The following is an 18,148-nucleotide window of genomic DNA, read 5'->3' as shown; positions in this document are numbered from 1 at the left end:
GATCCTCCTTATAGCTCTATTTTTTGAGAAGTTGCTGCTAGCATTTTTGATCCGTCCAGCGGAACAGATCCATCGAGAATCCAGTAATGATCCTTAATCAGTAAGCTGCCGCGCTGTTCAGTTTGGACATGTACTGGCAATCGGAACGTCATCTTCTTTTTGGTTTGATGTGACAGCTGGTTCTTTGTGCGTAAAGTCAGTGCCGCTTTTTGCCCTTTTTCATTTAACGCTCCAGTCATGACATAATTCATGCGATATGTGGTTTCTGACTTATGCTGAAGCGGCATTCTCATCTTCAACGAATGCCGGAAACGAGCAGGTACATCGGTTGAACCTCTTGTCCCGCTAAGATAAAACGTACCATTTAATACAAATTCACCATTCAGTAAAATCGGGATATGATCGAAAAAACCCACTCTGCTTCGCAGTGTGAGCCTCCCGTGATGGTCATTTTTTTCATGTACATCGGTATGTTGAAAAGCAGTGAACGTATAAGCCAAATGAGCCGGCTTTAACGTTTCAAGTATTTCTACAATATATCTAGTGTTTTGCAGGTCATCTAGGTTCACACGTAAGGCGAAATGATAGCGATTGGTGGTGAGACGGATGATGGCACTTGGATTTTTGAGAAAGCGATTCACCGATTTCTCTAATGAAAGATACGTGATCGGTGGAATGTTTGACATCATATTGAGTAAGCGTGCCCTGCGAAGTTCAATGGAGTCATCTGATTCTCGCTGCACCTTCAGCATTCTTTCCCATCTATTCAATCCCCATGTCGCAGTTAAAGGGAAGAACTGATCCGTTAAATCGAAAATGGATTCATCCAATTGCTCAAACTCCGGTGCTTCTGTTTTGAGTAGATGATCTACTTCATAAATCGCTGTAAAATATGGCGGCAAGTAGTTTTTCATTTCATCCTGTTTGCTCAATAACCTTCACCTGCCTCAGACGCGGTATCTCAATGTCCTGTAACACTAAGTTTTTCGATTCCCCATTCAATAACACGTTTGCATAATCTGATACACTTTCTGAATGGTACAGAATGTCATTTAAGGCGGACATTCGAATGGTACTCTTTTCAAATGCGATTGATTTCAACAGCGCTTTGACCTTTTCTTCTATTTCTTTCTGCGCTCCTTCAAGGGTCCAGTCCATTTGAAGTTCGACGGCTACTTCTATGTCAATATCCAGCCATTTGGCGCTTTCGACGGTTGCTTTTGAACCGATAGGCGCTTGTCCTTCTCCTTCGCCTGGCACTGGGTCAATATATTCCTGTACTCTTTTAACAAGAAGATCTGATGCAACATCTAGATTGCCGTCTGTGATGACAATTTTGACCGTTCCTTCTCCATTCCAAAGCGGGAATACTTTCGCTCTGCCAACCCCTGTCACTTCCTCAGCCCATTTTTTATAATGCGCCTTGTTGGCACTGACAGCCTCCCGCCTAGCACGTATTAAGTAACGATCGTATAACGAAGCGTCATCTTCTTCCTCTTGTCCGGGTATCACCAAATCTTTCATGATAATCGATTCAAGCCCTGGGATTGTATCAAGTGAAAGCAGCGGCTGATCTGTTAATTGACCATTGCCGATCTTGCCAGGTGTCTCGCATTCTAGCGTGCCTTCTTTCGAATATTGGAAATAGACGTCTTCAATAAAAAACCGTGAACCAGCTGGGATGTTGATATCCTCCGGCTGAATAGCTGCGGACCAAATCGCTTTAGTCGCTGGTTTTCTTTCAATTCCTACTTCAGCAGCCCGCCGATCTAGAAACTCTCCTTGTGCTGTATCTGCAAAGACCAGCTCGAATACTTGATCAAGCCAAATATAGGACTGGGCTAATTCAGCGGCAGCAGGTGCCAAGGCATTCCAAATGACGCTGTTTTCTCTTTTATCTATGTCATCTGGCAATCTGTCCAGCATTCTTTCTATCAATGCTTCATACGTTTGTTCCTCAAACATCGCCCTCCATCACCTCCTCTATTTCTAATGTGCCTTCATCTGTGACAATAGCTAGCTTGACATGAAACGAGTCATTTTGCTTTGTGACCTCTAATTCTTCAATATGATCAATCCGTTCGTCGACAATCAATGCTTCCTCTAGCAGTCTCGGAATCTCCATTTCTTTGTATTCATCCGTGGCTTCTGTATCCGTCAATAGCTCCTGGATTTCAGTGCCAATGTCGTGGCTGTAGATAGGATATGCATACCGCTCTGTCCTGAGTGTCATATAAACGAATTGACGAATTGCTTCAATGCCTGAAATGGTTTCACTCAGTCTGCCAGTTTCAACATCTATTCGATACGTCGTCGAGGTTTCCACCTCTTCGTCTTCTTCTGTTTCCTCGATTTCTTCCTCTGGTGAAAGTGCCACGTTCATCACCTCCCTTACAATTTGTCGATGATGTAGAAGGACTGCCCTCCTGCCATTGCGAGCACCATAATGCTGTCTCCCCTTTTCAGTTCATCATCCTCACCCTTATTTAGGCGCTTTGGCCAAATCAGTAATTCTTCCGGAATGACCAGCTTATGGTTTTCATTTAACCGGATGCTTACAGGAGAAACTGCCGTGACTTCTCCAACCACCAGATCAATTGGAGAGGCGGCATCTACAGCATTCACTGCTAATCGTTTAATCGCTTCACTTAACCTCACGCTTGATCACCCTTTGGGATGGAATTTTTCTCAACGACATCAATTGTCATGGTGTGTTTCACCCCACTGAATTCATGTTTGTCTTGATCGATCCAGTAGGTTTTTTTTACGTTGATTTCAGGGATTTTCAAATAGATTGGAAGACCGCTTTGCAGTTCAGGAATGCCTAGCGCTTGGATGCTTTTGACTTCTTGTTTCACGCCTTTTTTCTCTGCCAGCCGTACTTTGGCTCTTTTTTGCAGCTGCGGCTGGTTGATTTGCCCTGTAACTGTCTCAACATGCTGTAAAATACCGTATTTACTCTGACCTGCTTTATCCTGTTCGACCACCACAATCTCTGATTTGCTGCCTTTTTTCTTATTTTTCCCTTGTTCATCTGCAGACGTACGCAGCTTGACACGAGTCGCTGTTTCTTCAATCGAGGTGCTGTACTGATAGCCAATGAGATTGACACCTGATTCAATGACCCATACGTCCTCTGGATCTGGCCAAGCTCTCAGCCCCATCTTTCCTTTAGCAGAATAGATTTGATAGTTTCTGCCGGTTTGCCGCTTTGTTTCTTTTAATGCTTTCAGAATCATGTCATATAGGCTCGTATCATTTTTAAACACTAGCGATTTTATGACATGACCGGTATGGGCGATGGAGGTCATGGGAATTTGAAAGTCAGCCCCAATCCGTCTCAAGATTTGATCTGCTCTTTGTTTTGAAAAAACATAGACATCTTGGTTTTTCACCAAATATTGAAGCATGTCGTATGCGGTAAAGGTCATTTTCCCTTCAACAGGCGTACGAGAAAACACAATGCCTCTGAACAGCTCTTTTCCTTTCCATTTAAAAAGAACCGTGTCCCCTTCTGAGACACGGTAATATGTTTGACTGCCTTGTTTAGTGATAATATTTGCCTGAATAGAGCGAGGCGCCTGATACCTTTGCCCCTGAAGTGTCACACTCTCTGTGACAAGCTCATACATGGTGCCGCTTCTGATGGCAAAAAGCTCGATCAATGCCAGCCCCCCTATTGTGGTATTTTTAACCTTTGTCCAGGGAAAATCCAATGCCCCGGCTGCTTAATATTGCGTTTGCTACGTTTAATCATCGCTGCTTTATTGGCATTCCAAATACGCCGCCATTTTGTACTGTCGCCATAAAATCTGCCTGAAATGGCCCATAGCGTATCCCCTTTTTTGACGGTGTACATTTTTGGTGGTGTTTTTGATGGTCTTTTCTTTTTTGTTTGTTTTGCTTTTTTCTTTCGTTTGATTTTCCTAGGCGATGCGGTTTTGTATTCCTTTAACTCGATCGTAAATTCACGATCGCCAATATCATATGACCCTTCTTTATGGGTGAAGCTTTCAATGCTGCACGTCATATTGATTTTTGTCCCCGTTACAATCAGCCGCACAGACTTCTTTGAACGCATCATTCGTTCTATTTTCGCTATCGCATTCTCCGGTGATGGAATGCTTTTATATTCAGCAATTGGCGAATATTTCTTAGGAAATAATGAGGTGAATGATACTTGCTTTGCCGATGGGACATCAATAAAGGTCAGTTCTCCAAAAGAAGCAACCTTTACCGTTTCATTTTGTACGTTATTTGTGATTTCAAGTTCGGATGGAAGGACAGGGAATCGCAACTTGTCCTTTCCTTGGGAAATCCACAATTGATACACTGATTTACCCATCGATCACGACCCCCTTCGTTCCTGTATGAAGCTCTACTTCCAGTTCATCTACGAGCATTTGTCTAATTTTTTCGACAAGCGATTGCTGATCTTGTCCATTATGAAAATGCTGATCCCCATTGAATTGAATGGTGATTTGCTTATTACTTGACGATGCTGTATGACTTGAAGACTGAGTTGAGGTGACTTGCTGCATTTGTGATTCTGGTAAAGGTGCAGACGCATTTGCTGGATCATATACTTGCATCCCAAGTGCCTTGGCTGCCTGCGTTAATAAATACCTTCCGCGAATACCTCTTTCTTCAGGAATGATCCATTCGCGTTTGTTTCCTTCACCGACTCTAGCAACCTGCTCCTGAGTAATCAGTCCGCCATTTGCGTAGCCTTTATAAGGCCCGCCTCTTCTCATACTTCGTAATCCCGGTGTATTGAAGACTGTTCCATATCTGCCCTTAATGTAGTTAATGGCTGCTACGGCATTATGAATTGGGTTCCAAATGTCATTCATACCTTTGCCTTTATTGGAGTTAAACGTCGGTCCAATGGTTTGCATTAAGCCTTTAGAAGGCGTTCCCTTTTTAGCGTTGGAATCCCATAAGTTGATTGCTCTCGGATTTCCATTCGATTCATGCTGTGCAATGGTCATAAGACCTGGAAGCCAGTTCATCGATGTGCCAGTTGCCATGAGAGCTGCCATGAGCCATTGCTGAACACTAAGACCTGAAGCCCCCATACCACTGAAAGCTCCGATTAATGAACCAGCCTGATTTTCAGCAAACTTTTTCACATCCACTGAGTCCAGCCCTTTAACGACACCGATCGATGCAAATTTCCCAAGACTCATCATGACGCGTGAAGGGGAATGAATGTCTAATTCCTCTCTAAACGCCTGCTCTACTTTCTTCGCCATTTCTTTGGCAGCTTGTGTGACTTCACTTGCTTTTGAACGCATGCCGCTGTTAAAGGCATCCATCATTCCTGAGCCCCAGCCTGGTGATTCTTGTTTTGCTTGCAGGAATGGTTGTTTGATGTGCTGATCTACGTATTGGCTAGTACCAACTGATGTGGCATTTTGACCTGTGGCAAAACCATTAACTGTTCCAGAACCCCAAGTTGGTGATGCTGTCATCACTTGTTGGTATGGTGCTTTTACACGACTTTGCAAAAAGCTGTCTGTTCCTGTTGGTGTCACCTGCTGACCATTCGCAAAAGCAGCAACTGTTTGCTGACCATACTTACCTGAGTCTGAGGTCAATTGAGCAAAAGGCTGCTGAATATTCTTTTGCTTCCATTGATCAAGTGTAATCACTTTTTGATTTAATCCTTGTTCAAAATCCTTATTAAATTGCTCGCCTATGCTGGAGGCTTGAATGTTCCCATTCATCGAGACCGATCCGTCTATTGAACCGACAGAAGATGATGAAGCTACAGCTGCAGGAGCTGGAGAGTTTGATACTTGATTTCCTGCCGCTCCACTTGGCATAACAGACATTCCAAGATGAGAAGCAGCCTGGGCAAGCAGCATCTTCCCGCGCCCCCGGTTATTTTGAGTTGGAATAACAAATTCGTTACCAGCTTCTCCGACCCATGATAAGGTTGGCTGGGTGATATAACCGCCTGTAGCTTTTTTGTCAGGGTCTCTTCCTAATACCTTATTCACTACTAAATTAACAGCACCGCCACCCATATCAAAAATCTTTTTAACCCAGTCAAAAGCTTTAGAAAAACCCTCACTTATGGCACCTGCTACTTTTACGATCGGTGTCTGAATATTATCTTTAAACCATTTGGATAATCCATCCCATATATCTGTCACGACTTTATAAGCTTCTTCAAACTTTTTACCGAAACTGTCTTTAATGGTTCCTACCGTATCTACAAGTGGGTTCCATACATTTTCCATAAACCAAGACGAGACAGCTCCAAAGATTGATTGTATCTTTTTCCATGCATTTGATAATGCTATCCAAATCCCTGTAGCGACTGTAACGACTGTGCTGCTTAGCGGTGTCCAAACGTTTTCAATAAACCAGCCTGCAACTGCACTAAATGTCTCTTGAATCCATGTCCAGGCATTCACTAAACTTGACCAGATGGTCGTTGCTACCGTAACGACTGTGTCGCTTAGCGGTGTCCAAACGTTTTCGATAAACCAGCCCGCAACTGCACTGAATGTTTCTTGAATCCATGTCCAGGCATTGACTAGACTTGTCCATATGGTCGTTGCTACTGTGACGACTGTATCGCTTAGTGGTGTCCATACATTTTCAATAAACCAACCTGCAACTGCACTAAATGTTTCTTGAATCCATGTCCAGGCATTGACTAGACTTGTCCATATGGTCGTTGCTACTGTGACAACCGTACTGCTTAATGGTGTCCAGACATTTTCTGTGAACCAACCCGCTACTGTTGACCAAACTTCGACAATTTGATTTTTGATTTCAATGGCTTTTTGGCCAATCTTTTCAAATCCGCCGCCATCAAACCATTTTCCAATTGTTTCACCGATAGATTCTCCGCCCATACTTCCAGCGATGCCGCCTACTAGACCGCCGATGGCTGTACCTACCCCTGGAACTACGCTTCCAATAGCTGCACCTGCTGCAGCACCTGCCATCCCGCCAGCGATGCCGCCTCCAGTCGTACCGATCTTTTCACCAGCATTTTCTTTGTTCATACCGATTAGATTTGTTGCACTAAGTACACTTCCTAGAATAGGTACTTTCTTTAATAACTTGCCGCTCCCTTTACCTATATTTTTCACCGCATCCCCTAATCCACTTAACCCCTTGCTACCTTTCACTAAACCCGTAAGTCCGCCAACTGAAGCTGCGATACCCGCACCTTTCTTTAGTCCACTAGGGATTTTTCCAAATAATTTACCTGCATTTGTTTTCAGTTTCCCTAATTTACTTGGAGGTCTTCTATTCATTTCGGTTCTTGTTGTGGCATTTGGGTTTGTAGATTGTCTTGGTGATTGACCATTTCTATTTTTAGTTTTAGTAGATCCTCCCCTGCTTAAACCTCTTGCACAACAGGGGCAACAACTATTGCGAAACAAGCCTTTTCCACCTCGCGGCTGAGGTTTCGTTTTGGGAGCTGGATTTGATGGTGTTGATGTTGGTGCTGTTGTTGGTGCTGTTGTTGGTGCTGTTGTTGGTGCTGTTGTTGGTGCTGGAGTGGCACTTTCACTTGATTGATCACTTGCACCAAAGAGACGATCTAATCCAGTCTTCACCAATTGATCTAGTTTTTCTTCAGGATTAAATTTAATCTTCTCTTTAATTCTTCCGATCACATCTTGTTTGTAATCTTCCATTTTATTTTCAACCCAAGGAAGTGCTTTTTCATCCCAAAACTTTCTAGGACTCAATTTTTCCTTCACTTTGTCTGCAACGTCACCTGCATATTTTTGAATTTCATTTAATCCTTTATTGGCAAGGTTTTGAAGCCAACTCTGTTTAGATTCATCTGTTTTCACTGATGGACTAACAGCCTCAGGCTCTTTTTTTATGTTTTGTTCTTTCACAATCGACTCAGCCTGATCTCGTTTTTTCAACTTACTCTTTGCATTGTCTTGAACAGACACTCTGATTTCGTGTTTAGACATCGTCAAGCTTTTGAGTGTCTTTTTGATTCGTTGAATTGCAGCGGTGGCTTGGTCAACCATGTTTAATCTCATATAATACGTTCTGTTCATGAGCTGAAGGATAGATTTTTTGATCGATGACATTTTACCTGACAATTGATCGTTTAGTTTAAACGTCAGCAGAATGGGGCTTGTTCCCGCTTGTTTTAAACGGTTTATGCTGGATTTAATGACATCTAGTCCCTTCGCTTGAATGGATATGACCAGATGATTTGGGAGCATATTTAACTGATTGTTTAATGCTTTTAAATCACGATAGATTCCCTGGTCCAGCCTCATGGAAAATACTGAAATTTTCCGAAGCGATAAACTGAAGTTTCTTAACTTCTTTTCATCTATTTCCAGGTTTATTTTCACTGGTTTTCTAAATGGTTTTAGCTGCTTCTCAAACGTTTGAAATCGTTTTTGAATGCGCATAAGCTTCTTCGATACTTTGTCTTCTAATTCAAATCGTGCAGTGAGTTTCGCCAATTATTTCCCTCCTTTCTTTGCTTCTTTTTCTAGCATGTCTAGTTTGTAGCTGATGAGTCCGAATAGGAATGCTTTGAACGGTCTTGGTGATTCGTATAAATCTAGGAGTTCAGATGGGGAGTAGTGAAGCTCGTGCATGGCGTAATATAAAAACACGGCTTCTTTATCCCCATCTTTTATTAGTTTTTTGCTGCGTCTTCTAAATCTTCAATTTCGTCTTCGAATCCGTTGATTTCAATGGCTTTGTTTAACCAGTTCGCATATTCACCGCCAACTGACAGGACGCGTTTTGCTACTTCAACTGGATCTTGTGTACTGTAGGCTTCCCTTAATTCCTTTGAGCGGAAATCTGGATAAATGGTCGATTCAATCGCAATTCGTGCGTAGAAGCGCTGACTGTCTAAGTCCTTTACGCGGCCTCTGCCTTTGACATTTTTGAAGGTCGTATTTTCTTTTTCCAGTTCATCAATGCGTTCAGTTGTAATGGCTTTAAAGACAAAAGGAATGACATTCCCTTTTTTATCAACAAAACGCTTAGAAATCGGTACTTTGACCTCTTCTGCTTCTACTGTTTGTCCTGGCATAAAAAATGAAAGATCAAATGTTTGTTTTTCGCTCATGTTTAAAAACTCCCTTTGTTATGTTTTTTTGAATGCAAAAAAGCACATCCATTTTTTGAATGTGCTTTCCAATCTTTTCATGTATAATTTAATTTGTACAATTGAATGGCTTGCTCAAGGGTGTCTGGCTCATCCCCGATAGGAAGGGGGTGATGCTCATGTCAACATTTCAAGCGCTTATGTTAATGCTTGCATTCGGGTCATTTATCGTTGCCCTGTTGACGTATATAGACAAAAAATAGACTCCCCTTGAGCTTTGGACGGTTGAAGGGAAAGTCTATCCTTAAAACTATCTAATTGATTAGCCAGCCCCTTGAGGGCCTCATTGTACATTGCCGGGATGTTGACGCATCCTGGCTTCTTTTTATTTTATGCAAAGTACTTTGCATGTAAACATATTTCTAAGAAACTTTTTGGGGTTACACAGTAACTCTTTTGTAGCTACTCTGTAACTATGAAAAATTATACCATATCGTTGAATAAAATAAAAATAACATATATTTTCGTCATTTGTATGCCTTTTGTTCATTAAAAGGAATTCTTCAGCTTTTCAGGAAGATCAAAGTCCTCGAACGTAAACGGAACTTCTTCTTCAAGCGCTTCTGAATCGACATCCAGTCCAGCAATTTTAGCTGAATCAAAGTTGACATCAAATAATGTCACACGCTCAGTGCCTCGGCCTGATGACTTATCGTCAATTACAGCCTGAAGAGTGAAATATGGGTCTTCCCCTTTTTTCACATAGTTGAGCATTAATTGAACGAAACGTGACGTGACTTTATAGAATGTTGCCGTTCCTGTTCCGTTTGCCCCTGTTGTTTTATGACCAGTCATTCGGCGGCCCATCACATTGACTTCTGATTTGTTTTTCTCCACGTTTGCTTCAAACGTTTTGATAAAGGCAAGCTCCTCACCTTCTAAGAAAAGACGACCTTCTTTACCTGAAATTGTATTTTGCGCTTTAAAAGCCATCTTACTTCACCTCCACATTGAAATAGAATTTTTCTGCTGCATCTACTGGTTGAACCGCTAGATCGATGATAAATCCATCACGATCTTCATTGAGACCGATCACGATATCTGTTTCTGAGTTAAAGCCTGTAATGCCGCTGCCATCTTGAAGCTGTGTGAGATACTGAGTAATCAGTGTTTTCACAAGCTGCACCCCATCATCTGATGCTGGAATGTCATTGCCATTGGCTTTGCGTAATTTAATCAGATTTTTTAATTCGAACGTCAAATCATTGTTGATCGCATCAAGCACACGAATGATTTTGTTTTTCGCCATTTGCTGGTTCTTTTCAGCTGTAAAGCTTGTCAAGGAGTTAATATCTTTTTCAACACTCACGGTACGATCTCTCGCATCAAAGGTGAACAGGAACTCCCCTTGTGATAATCGGTATTCTACTTGATCATTATCAAGGCGTTCTAATGTATCCACTGCTCCTTCGTATTCTACAAAGGTCAGTGACTGATTGAAGTTTGCACCTGCACTTGCACCTGCGACCCATGCTGTTGCTTGAGCAGGCGTTAGTTCTGTTCCATCTTCCAGCACAACACCGCTTGTCACATTGATGATGCCTTCTTGGTCAGCTGCATAGTTGGCCACAACTCCTTGCACCTTACGTCCTTGCTTATCACGTAAACGCTCGATAAATGAAGCGAAGGTCGCTCTTAATTGCTCACTATTATCGATCGGGAGAGCAATAACATCAAAGTATTCTGTTTCTGCTGCTTCTAGGAAAGCTGTATAATCTGCGACACTTGCCACACCATTTTTCCCACCGCTTAGTGCCACACCAGCCGTGATGACGGCTTCACCTTCACCAGAAAATTGAACATATTTGTTTTTCACAAGATCTTTGACATCCGTGACAACCTGCTTATCCACAATATCTGTTCCAAGATAAGTGATGACGTCACGCTTTGTGCTATCAAGTACATTTTCTGCCACTTGTACAGTGATCTCATTTCCTTTTAGACCGCCATAATTGGCTGTGACCACAAAGTTTTCTGCGATTTCAGCTTTGGCTGGCTCCCCTTCGTTTAGGCGGTAAAGCAAGACCGTTTGTGCTTTTTTCTTTGCTTCACGGAAAAGAAGAAGCGACTTGTCATCAATATTGAGTCCAACCTTTTTATTTAAGTCTTCCATATTTGAAACGGAAATAAAGGTTTTTGGTTCTCCCCAGCTCATCACAAGAGGAAGTGCCACCGTACCTCGATCGCCTAAAGTAATTCGCTGCTCTGCTGTTGTTTTAAAATTAAAGTAAATGCCAGGACGCTTTTTCTCTGTACCTGGTGTAAATGTGCCTCCGTTCATCCTTTAAACCTCCTTGGACAAAAAAGCATCAATGTGCTTTTTCGCTTCTGTTTTTGTAATTGGTTGATGTTTGATATAAAAAAGAGCACCTTCAAGGATTTCTGGTTTAACCCCAAAAAGATCCTTACTGTGCTCTTTTAAGGCTTCAAATGAAAAGCCAAATTCTTTTTCTTCGCCAGCTGTTTGAGCGGGCTCTGCTTTTTTAGTCTTGCTCACGTTTGATCACTCCATCTGAAAAGTTGATATCTTCAAGGCTTGCTTGTTTGTCTCGGTTGTACCAATAACTGCTATCCCACGTCAGGACAATCGCTGCTACGCCTTGATCTATCATTCTGGTTTCCACTCTTTTTATGCGGACATAATCATCAAGCACCTCTCCATCTTCACTCATCATCTGAATCATTTGACGATCAGCAAGCAATGCATCAACAATTGTTTCTGCCGCGTCATGCGCTTTTTCTGTATCCATATGAAACACTTTCACTTGCAGCGAATAAGATTTCATAAACGTAGATACCGTATCTGGACCGCTGATGACTGTTACGGGCGGCACATAAACGGATGGCACTTGAAAACGCTCTGGCAAAAGTCGATCATACATTGTCACAGGAAAGTGTGTGTAAATATAATGAATGATTGCCCCGACTTCTTGATTCATTTCATCACCTCCCAAAATGTCGATCGAACCAGCTTTGAAGCTTTCGATCCAGCGACTGTTCAAACATTTGCTCATAGAGCATGACAGCATGATCCCAGTAGCCATTTCCATCTATCCATTGAGAGGCAAGCATCATTCCTGTCTTTGCATTCGGATCATATTCAAAGCGGCTGCCAGCCCATCTGCCAGGCACCCATCTTCGCTCTCCACTTGAAGAAGTAGCATGTCCGTCATTGACATAGGAGGCATATTCAAGCTGCGTTCCCACTTCAAGCGTGAGACCACCTTTTGACATAAGAAAATGATTCTCCTTGTCTCCTTGCGTAAAGGAGCTTAGAAGCCGGCCTGTATCGACAGCATTCTCCTTGATTAGCTCATCCTGAATGATGTCCAAAAGTTCTAGGCCCATGTCTTGTAGCCAATCTTGATATTTTGCCTTTAAGCCGCCGTCACACGCTGTTTGCAGCTGTGAAAGCAGCCGGTCAAGTCCATCAATTTTCATAGATTTTCCTTCCTGACTGCCATCACTTCAATGTGATGATTTTTCACTATTTTGGGCTGCTGCAACTTAAGTGAGACGCCGTTCCACACCATTTTGTCATGCAGGCGAATATCACTTGCTAAAGGGAGATGGACAAGATAGGACTGATAAATAACTGTATTCGGCTCTTCTTGCACAAGGGACTGATTCTTTTCTATGACATAACAAGCCAGATCTGTCAGGCTAGGAGCATCGGGATAGGAAAGAGTCATTTGTAAGTCATCAGCTGGAACCCCGAATTTTCCTCGGGAAGCCTCCTGATGTTCAAGGTGAAAAAGATCACAGCGGTCTGTTAATAAAGAGTGATAACTCATAATGATCTCACCTTTAATTTGGTACTGCCGCCAGTTAATGATGGTTCAATGTAATCGACAAGCAGGGCATATACATAAGGTTTGCCTTTCACTTGATCAGCTGCCTTCGCATATGAGTAATCACCCATTTTTTCTGACGTAAAGCCTTTCATCATAGATTCGTCATCATTCAGCATGGCAAAATATTGGGCCATTTTTAATAATGCGATTCTTGCTTTTTCAGGAAGGGGCTGATATTTTTCGCTTGAGAAATCATGACCTACGATCTGAAATACCGCAGCTTCGGCTTCGATAATATCTGCTGTCAGTCTTTCTACAGATCGATTTTTCACACGCTCAAATACAGAATAGGCTTGTACTTCTTCAGGAGAAATAATCATGGCCTGCCGTCACCTACTCTTTCACTTTCATCACTTTTGCTACAGCATCCTCTTCCTCAAATTTGCTGTCTAGCTTCGCTGTCAGGACAATAATAAATTTACGGCTGCGAATATCTTTTTCTACTTCAATTCGAATATTACGAGAAAAACCTACGATAATATTTTTAGGGTGTGTCAGCAAAATATCTGATACGTCTGTTCCCGCTTCGTCATATGGCTGCATATTGGCAAGACCTTTGACCGGCACACCGAATGCAGAAGAAAGTCCGCCTTGAATGACCGCATCTCCGAGATTTGTCTGACGGTTTGCTACTTGATCCTTCCACTCAACCTCTAAACTTGGGGATGTGTAGAAACGGAAATCCTGAGGTACACGTAAATATTTTGACGGCATCGCTTTATAGGCTTGTTTAAACATTTGGCGGCTAATTTCCGCTCCATTTGCATCAACAATATGAGATACTGCTTGTTTTCTCACGCCATCCATTTGGGCTAAAAATGGATCTGATGAAGTCGTATCCCCATTGACGATAAGCTCTTCAATATCGACCGCCGCTCGTTCAGCCAGCATTTGCATAATCGTCTGCTGGATTCCGTCTTTTTCAATATTGTTTTCAATGCTGTCGTAGGTCATGTGAATCTCTGCAATGACCTCTTTCGCATTTAGCTGGACAGTGCTTGTCGCTGGGACAACACGGTCTTTTGCATCAAGCGCTTGGCCTTCTTCTGCTGGGCGCAAAATACGCTGGCCAAAGCCGATTTTTTCGATTTTTTGTGAATCACTTTCCATCGGAATGATGCGTGCATCATTTAAAACGGTTGGTGTGTTTTGCATCATTCTAATGAATGTGTTGGATTGGGTTGCGTTCATGAGACCGCCGGTTTTTAAGCTGGCAAGTGTCATTTCAGCCTTGCGAATCAACTCTTGATTTCTCACACTGTTTCCTCCTTATTTAGGCTTATAGTAAGCCATCCCATATGGGTGTTGTCGTGTCGTTTTGTGTATCGTGGATTGTTTGTTTTGACATGCCCCGCGCCTTTTCAAGCATGTGAATTCGTTCTGAAATAGGCAAAAGCTGCTGCTCAAGCACTTCCTGCACCGCTGCTTTTTCTCTGCTGGCTGATTTCTCTAAGGAAGAGAGCTGCTGACGAATCGGTGCAACGACTTGCTCGAGCACTTTTTGGACAGGTTCTTCCCCGGTTTGATCTGTTTCTTGTTGTTCAGCCTGCTGTAAGACGTTTTCGATGGCCTTTTTTGCTTTTTCGAGCTCTCGTACTTGATCTGTCGTCAAAGCAGCATCTTCCTTTTGTACGGCGGCTGGCCTTTCACCAATCGTTTGAAGTACATCCTCTGTCTTCAGGATGTCCTGCATGATTGGAATGAGCTGTTCTAAGGCAGCTCTTACATCCGCCTCATCACCATCACTTGACTGTAAGGTTTCCAGCAGATGGTCTAAAACGTTCCAAAATGGTTGTGACATGTTTGCACCTTCCTCTTTTAAAAAGAAATTTTTCAGCAAAGAAAAAAGCCCTCTCTCATTCGTGCCTTGAGATAGAAGCTGATCTTGTTCTTCTATGGCGACGATGTCCGCCGTTCCAGCCATTGAATAGCCTGTAATGTGGCCCTTCTGAATTTGATCCCAAATCTCTTGGGAAGCTTTTGTCACAAGCACCCAAGACCCTTTTCGAATCAGCTCCCCGCCTACCTCTACATCAGCCGGAGCAATATACGATTCAACCACTTCGCCAACACCATCCTGAAAATCATGCTGCTTGTCAATATGACGGGCATCCTTCATAAAGCCGTGTGCCGCTCTTTCAATTTCCTTGGCTGTCATAAAGTCTTGATGTGCATCAGGCGTATTCGGTTCATACACGACACCGTACACGAGGCGATGAGCATCTTCAGCCTTTGTTAGGACACTGACCTCCTTTTGAAAGTCAGGCCGCTTTTTCTTTGCTTTCATCAAAAAGAATTTCTTCTTGTTCGCTGCTTTGTCCACGTAGGAAACATGCGTAATTTTAGCGTTTTTTAGTTCTCTTGGCATATGTTCACCCCCTTTCAAAAAAGTGCACGCGCTTCTGTTTATTTCGTCAGCTGGTCCGGCTCTGGTTGAGGCTTTTCTTCAGCTGATTTCATGCGGCTTTCTAAAGGTCGGTGATATAGTTCCTCAGGCCATTCCTCTAACGTTTTTCCGAGAATTCTTCCTGCTAGATCGCGCAAATCGTTAGGTGACACTGCCCCAGCCTGAATAAATGGCGTCAGTACTTTCGCAATCTCTAATGGGTCTCTAAAATCAGGGCCATTTAATAGAAAACGGACATGCCAAATATCAAGATCCGGCAGGAAAAGAGTATTGAGTTTTCCTGTGATGAGATGCCGTTCCGGCTGAAATACCTGCTCTTCTGTTGTTTTACGCGCCGTATCTGCTGTTGCTTTGTTATAGTCTTGAGACTCACCTGTGTAAATTGGCGGCAGGCGAAACGCAGAGCGGATTTTGTTTCTTGTTTTTTCATCGTATTCTAAAAAGAGCGCATCTTCTTGCAGGATCTCGGCTAGAGATTTGAAGTTTACTTTGACATTTGAGACATCTTCTTCTCCCGTTAACCCTTTTTCTGTCGGCAGACCTTCAACTTCAAGCAATAGAAACTTATGTGCATGATCAGATCCTTCAATATCGTCCATATAATCTTGAAGCTGCTGATAAGAGGATTCTGACAGCATGCCATTTTCGACAATGATGGCACCTGGTACATGCCGCCCTTGTTTAAAATAAAGATAGTTCAGCTCCTCTGCCTTGCGTGCTCCGTACATATTGACGATGTTGCCAATCCAGCGGGGAATCCCATACGTTCCACTGCCAATTTTAAAATGAATCACTTCTGTTGCGCGAAGCGGCTCTGGTGTAGTGTCATCGTACTTGCCTGTTTCACAGTGCAAAATGCGCGGATCACCATACTCCTTGAAGAAGACTTTCTTTTCGTTGATTACCTGTACATATTTACGGAATCGTTTCTTTCGATTCATTGTCTTCATTTCGCCATTTTCGGTGTACCTGAATTCGACGTCGACTGGCTCACTAAGCTTGCAAATGCGGAGATGAAGCGCATCTAAATACTCGATTCCGGCCGGCTTTCCTTGTCCATCTCTCAGCACCTCTAAAAAACCATTGCCCGTTTTCTCTCGGTCTTCGAGGACATAGCCAAGAATCACATCAGCGGACTCATCATAGTTCATGTACTTCGTAAACTCTTCAAGTCTTGTCCATTCCTTTTCTGCAGCCTTCTTTTTTGCCGGTTTTACACCTTCTGCATTAAAGTCAAAGGCGTATTCTACCCCAAACCCAAAACCTAAAATATTGGTTTTGTACGCATCAATACATTGCTGAAGAATGGTTGAATATTCTGCCATACTTTTTAATTCATTGATGTTGTAAGGAGGGGGAACAATGTCATCTTTTTCATAGGAAAATTCATCTGCATACATTTGTTTTGTATGATCAGACATGTTTGCCTTCATAATCGTTGCTTTCAATTGTTTCATTGTATGGACCTCCTCTCTCTGTTTGGGCGGACACGCTCTGAGGCGGTCTGTTTCAAATCCGTCACTTCATAATCATCCAGCGCATACCAGATCGCTGATAATGTGTGCGGATCGATTTGAAATGCATCTTCCTCTAAACGTCCATCCTTATCTGCCTTATAGGTCAGTGATTGAAGTTCATAGATTGTATACGGACAAGCATCAGAGCAAATGATTTTCTTAAACCGTTTGATCTTTTTCGTATACTGCAAACGCGAGCCTTGGAACTTATGTGCTGCCACCATCTGAAATCCACGCTGCCGAAAATAGTGAATGGTTTTAGGCTCTGCTGCATCGGCTTTGATGAGTTCCTTTGATTCAATGAACTCTTTTAGGTCAACAGCTGTTTCATCATCTGTTTTCCCGCGGTCGTAATATTCCCAGTAAATATATAAGTACTTTTTTTCATGGTCGACGGCTAATCGAATGAGCGCATTGTATGATTCAACAAATCCAAAATCCATGCCTGCTCGTTTCAGCGGCCGGTCAATCTGCTGAATTGCTTCTAATACATCAGAATGATTTCTTACCTCAAATTGAGGAAAAACCTTTGTTCCATTGATGCCGAAATAGCCCTTCCTCGCAATTCGATAGAGGTCTGGGTCGTATTCTTTTAGCTCATCCAGCTGCTCCACATAGCTTTTAGGGAGAAATAGGTTATCTTCCGCTGTGGAGTGATGATAGTACGTATCCTTGATCACAACGGTGCGTTTTTTGTATAAGGTTTCGTCATCTAGGACAAATCGCTTCAGCTGTTCATCTCGAAAGAAATGTCTGTACGTCCAATTATCTTGACCAACAGGATTGGTCGATAACATCATATAAAGCGGTAAGGACGGATGCCTCAATCTTCCAAGCAGCTCTTTAAAGCCTTCATAAGAAACCTCTGAACACTCCTCAATCCAAATGATCGAGATGTTGTTGATTGATTTCAATTTCTCAGGCTTGTCCAGCCCTTTGAATAAGATGCTGCTGCCATTTCGAAACGTCAAGGCAAGCGGCGAACTGCGGCACTTCACCACATGATCGATGTCAAGATCGCTGACGATCTCTTGTAATAGAGAAAATGTTGATTCACGGTGCGTATCATATACTTCTCGAATGACAAGTGCTGTCCGTTTTTCTTCCAGCAGCTTTAAAATGAGTTTTAACGCAATGTGATAGCTTTTGGAGGAGCCGTAGCCGCCTACTAAAAATTGAAACTTCTGATTCCAATCGAATAGAAAATGTTCAAAGTGAGGATTGACTTCTTTTTCAATCAATG

The 18,148-nt window shown here is 42.6% G+C and carries 21 protein-coding genes; 1 reads left to right on the top strand and 20 read right to left on the bottom strand.

The window, feature by feature from the left end; genetic code table 11:
* Positions 1–8: 8 nt before the first annotated feature.
* The 9 genes from ACSSTM_RS16325 to ACSSTM_RS16285 are packed head-to-tail and all read right to left on the bottom strand — an operon-like array spanning position 9 to position 9,088.
* Entirely contained in the window at positions 9–932 is a 924-nt protein-coding gene (locus ACSSTM_RS16325; RefSeq protein ID WP_420735010.1) for a YmfQ family protein, read from the bottom strand.
* Entirely contained in the window at positions 916–1,965 is a 1,050-nt protein-coding gene (locus ACSSTM_RS16320; RefSeq protein WP_187704109.1) for a baseplate J/gp47 family protein, read from the bottom strand. The genes ACSSTM_RS16325 and ACSSTM_RS16320 overlap by 17 nt, the downstream gene beginning before the upstream one ends.
* Complete coding sequence (locus tag ACSSTM_RS16315; RefSeq protein ID WP_420735011.1) at positions 1,958–2,377, bottom strand: DUF2634 domain-containing protein; 420 nt, start codon at positions 2,375–2,377, stop codon at positions 1,958–1,960. The genes ACSSTM_RS16320 and ACSSTM_RS16315 overlap by 8 nt, the downstream gene beginning before the upstream one ends.
* Positions 2,378–2,391: 14 nt before the next feature.
* A complete protein-coding gene (locus tag ACSSTM_RS16310) occupies positions 2,392–2,658 on the bottom strand; it encodes a DUF2577 family protein (protein WP_034659738.1) in 267 nt (88 codons plus the stop codon).
* A complete protein-coding gene (locus ACSSTM_RS16305) occupies positions 2,655–3,665 on the bottom strand; it encodes an XkdQ/YqbQ family protein (RefSeq protein ID WP_437404244.1) in 1,011 nt (336 codons plus the stop codon). Before ACSSTM_RS16305 ends, ACSSTM_RS16310 begins: the two co-directional genes overlap by 4 nt.
* An 11-nt stretch (positions 3,666–3,676) precedes the next feature.
* Positions 3,677–4,345, bottom strand: coding sequence for a LysM peptidoglycan-binding domain-containing protein (locus ACSSTM_RS16300; RefSeq protein WP_095285860.1), 669 nt, complete (start codon positions 4,343–4,345; stop codon positions 3,677–3,679).
* Positions 4,338–8,468 (bottom strand): transglycosylase SLT domain-containing protein, encoded by a 4,131-nt coding sequence (locus ACSSTM_RS16295; RefSeq protein WP_437404243.1) that lies wholly within the window; start codon positions 8,466–8,468, stop codon positions 4,338–4,340. Before ACSSTM_RS16295 ends, ACSSTM_RS16300 begins: the two co-directional genes overlap by 8 nt.
* Positions 8,469–8,606, bottom strand: a complete 138-nt coding sequence (locus ACSSTM_RS16290) for a hypothetical protein (protein ID WP_095285871.1) — start codon at positions 8,604–8,606, stop codon at positions 8,469–8,471.
* A gap of 41 nt (positions 8,607–8,647) precedes the next feature.
* Entirely contained in the window at positions 8,648–9,088 is a 441-nt protein-coding gene (locus tag ACSSTM_RS16285; RefSeq protein WP_008344099.1) for a phage tail assembly chaperone, read from the bottom strand.
* Between the two features lie 152 nt (positions 9,089–9,240).
* Here ACSSTM_RS16285 and ACSSTM_RS16280 point away from each other — a divergent pair, with 152 nt between their 5' ends.
* The gene (locus tag ACSSTM_RS16280; protein ID WP_081311383.1) at positions 9,241–9,330 is read left to right on the top strand and encodes a putative holin-like toxin; all 90 of its coding nucleotides are present in this window, start codon (positions 9,241–9,243) and stop codon (positions 9,328–9,330) included.
* 286 nt (positions 9,331–9,616) lie between these two features.
* Here ACSSTM_RS16280 and ACSSTM_RS16275 read toward each other — a convergent pair whose 3' ends face one another.
* The 11 genes from ACSSTM_RS16275 to ACSSTM_RS16225 are packed head-to-tail and all read right to left on the bottom strand — an operon-like array spanning position 9,617 to position 18,143.
* The gene (locus ACSSTM_RS16275) at positions 9,617–10,060 is read right to left on the bottom strand and encodes a phage tail tube protein (RefSeq protein WP_003213309.1); all 444 of its coding nucleotides are present in this window, start codon (positions 10,058–10,060) and stop codon (positions 9,617–9,619) included.
* A gap of 1 nt (position 10,061) precedes the next feature.
* Positions 10,062–11,408, bottom strand: coding sequence for a phage tail sheath family protein (locus ACSSTM_RS16270; RefSeq protein ID WP_106038240.1), 1,347 nt, complete (start codon positions 11,406–11,408; stop codon positions 10,062–10,064).
* 3 nt (positions 11,409–11,411) lie between these two features.
* Positions 11,412–11,624 (bottom strand): hypothetical protein, encoded by a 213-nt coding sequence (locus tag ACSSTM_RS16265; RefSeq protein WP_003212736.1) that lies wholly within the window; start codon positions 11,622–11,624, stop codon positions 11,412–11,414.
* Positions 11,611–12,066, bottom strand: a complete 456-nt coding sequence (locus ACSSTM_RS16260) for a phage tail terminator family protein (protein ID WP_106038239.1) — start codon at positions 12,064–12,066, stop codon at positions 11,611–11,613. Before ACSSTM_RS16260 ends, ACSSTM_RS16265 begins: the two co-directional genes overlap by 14 nt.
* 4 nt (positions 12,067–12,070) lie before the next feature.
* Positions 12,071–12,568 (bottom strand): HK97 gp10 family phage protein, encoded by a 498-nt coding sequence (locus ACSSTM_RS16255; protein ID WP_034659743.1) that lies wholly within the window; start codon positions 12,566–12,568, stop codon positions 12,071–12,073.
* Complete coding sequence (locus ACSSTM_RS16250) at positions 12,565–12,921, bottom strand: YqbH/XkdH family protein (protein WP_106038238.1); 357 nt, start codon at positions 12,919–12,921, stop codon at positions 12,565–12,567. The genes ACSSTM_RS16255 and ACSSTM_RS16250 overlap by 4 nt, the downstream gene beginning before the upstream one ends.
* Entirely contained in the window at positions 12,918–13,301 is a 384-nt protein-coding gene (gene yqbG, locus ACSSTM_RS16245; protein WP_106038237.1) for a protein YqbG, read from the bottom strand. Before yqbG ends, ACSSTM_RS16250 begins: the two co-directional genes overlap by 4 nt.
* Before the next feature lie 13 nt (positions 13,302–13,314).
* Positions 13,315–14,238 (bottom strand): phage major capsid protein, encoded by a 924-nt coding sequence (locus ACSSTM_RS16240; RefSeq protein WP_034659746.1) that lies wholly within the window; start codon positions 14,236–14,238, stop codon positions 13,315–13,317.
* 22 nt (positions 14,239–14,260) lie between these two features.
* The gene (locus ACSSTM_RS16235) at positions 14,261–15,349 is read right to left on the bottom strand and encodes an XkdF-like putative serine protease domain-containing protein (RefSeq protein ID WP_034659747.1); all 1,089 of its coding nucleotides are present in this window, start codon (positions 15,347–15,349) and stop codon (positions 14,261–14,263) included.
* Positions 15,350–15,387: 38 nt separating this feature from the next.
* Positions 15,388–16,845, bottom strand: coding sequence for a phage portal protein (locus ACSSTM_RS16230; RefSeq protein WP_268496157.1), 1,458 nt, complete (start codon positions 16,843–16,845; stop codon positions 15,388–15,390).
* Positions 16,842–18,143: a PBSX family phage terminase large subunit gene (locus ACSSTM_RS16225; RefSeq protein WP_268496162.1), complete on the bottom strand. Its 1,302-nt coding sequence runs from the start codon at positions 18,141–18,143 to the stop codon at positions 16,842–16,844. Before ACSSTM_RS16225 ends, ACSSTM_RS16230 begins: the two co-directional genes overlap by 4 nt.
* Between the last annotated feature and the right edge of the window lie 5 nt (positions 18,144–18,148).

This window comes from Bacillus sp. RK1064, assembly GCF_051488405.1.
GTDB lineage: Bacteria > Bacillota > Bacilli > Bacillales > Bacillaceae > Bacillus.
The sequence above is the reverse complement of the archived record's forward strand: the minus strand, read 5'-3'. Positions and strand labels throughout refer to the sequence as shown.

Bases quoted from the DNA above. Each gene is read 5' to 3' on its own strand.
- ACSSTM_RS16320 (WP_187704109.1), bottom strand. From the start codon at position 1,965: ATGTTTGAGGAACAAACGTATGAAGCATTGATAGAAAGAATGCTGGAC.
- ACSSTM_RS16300 (WP_095285860.1), bottom strand. From the start codon at position 4,345: ATGGGTAAATCAGTGTATCAATTGTGGATTTCCCAAGGAAAGGACAAG.
- ACSSTM_RS16290 (WP_095285871.1), bottom strand. From the start codon at position 8,606: ATGCACGAGCTTCACTACTCCCCATCTGAACTCCTAGATTTATACGAA.
- ACSSTM_RS16285 (WP_008344099.1), bottom strand. From the start codon at position 9,088: ATGAGCGAAAAACAAACATTTGATCTTTCATTTTTTATGCCAGGACAA.
- ACSSTM_RS16280 (WP_081311383.1), top strand. From the start codon at position 9,241: ATGCTCATGTCAACATTTCAAGCGCTTATGTTAATGCTTGCATTCGGG.
- ACSSTM_RS16275 (WP_003213309.1), bottom strand. From the start codon at position 10,060: ATGGCTTTTAAAGCGCAAAATACAATTTCAGGTAAAGAAGGTCGTCTT.
- ACSSTM_RS16270 (WP_106038240.1), bottom strand. From the start codon at position 11,408: ATGAACGGAGGCACATTTACACCAGGTACAGAGAAAAAGCGTCCTGGC.
- ACSSTM_RS16260 (WP_106038239.1), bottom strand. From the start codon at position 12,066: ATGAATCAAGAAGTCGGGGCAATCATTCATTATATTTACACACACTTT.
- ACSSTM_RS16255 (WP_034659743.1), bottom strand. From the start codon at position 12,568: ATGAAAATTGATGGACTTGACCGGCTGCTTTCACAGCTGCAAACAGCG.
- ACSSTM_RS16250 (WP_106038238.1), bottom strand. From the start codon at position 12,921: ATGAGTTATCACTCTTTATTAACAGACCGCTGTGATCTTTTTCACCTT.
- yqbG (WP_106038237.1), bottom strand. From the start codon at position 13,301: ATGATTATTTCTCCTGAAGAAGTACAAGCCTATTCTGTATTTGAGCGT.
- ACSSTM_RS16235 (WP_034659747.1), bottom strand. From the start codon at position 15,349: ATGCCAAGAGAACTAAAAAACGCTAAAATTACGCATGTTTCCTACGTG.
- ACSSTM_RS16230 (WP_268496157.1), bottom strand. From the start codon at position 16,845: ATGAAACAATTGAAAGCAACGATTATGAAGGCAAACATGTCTGATCAT.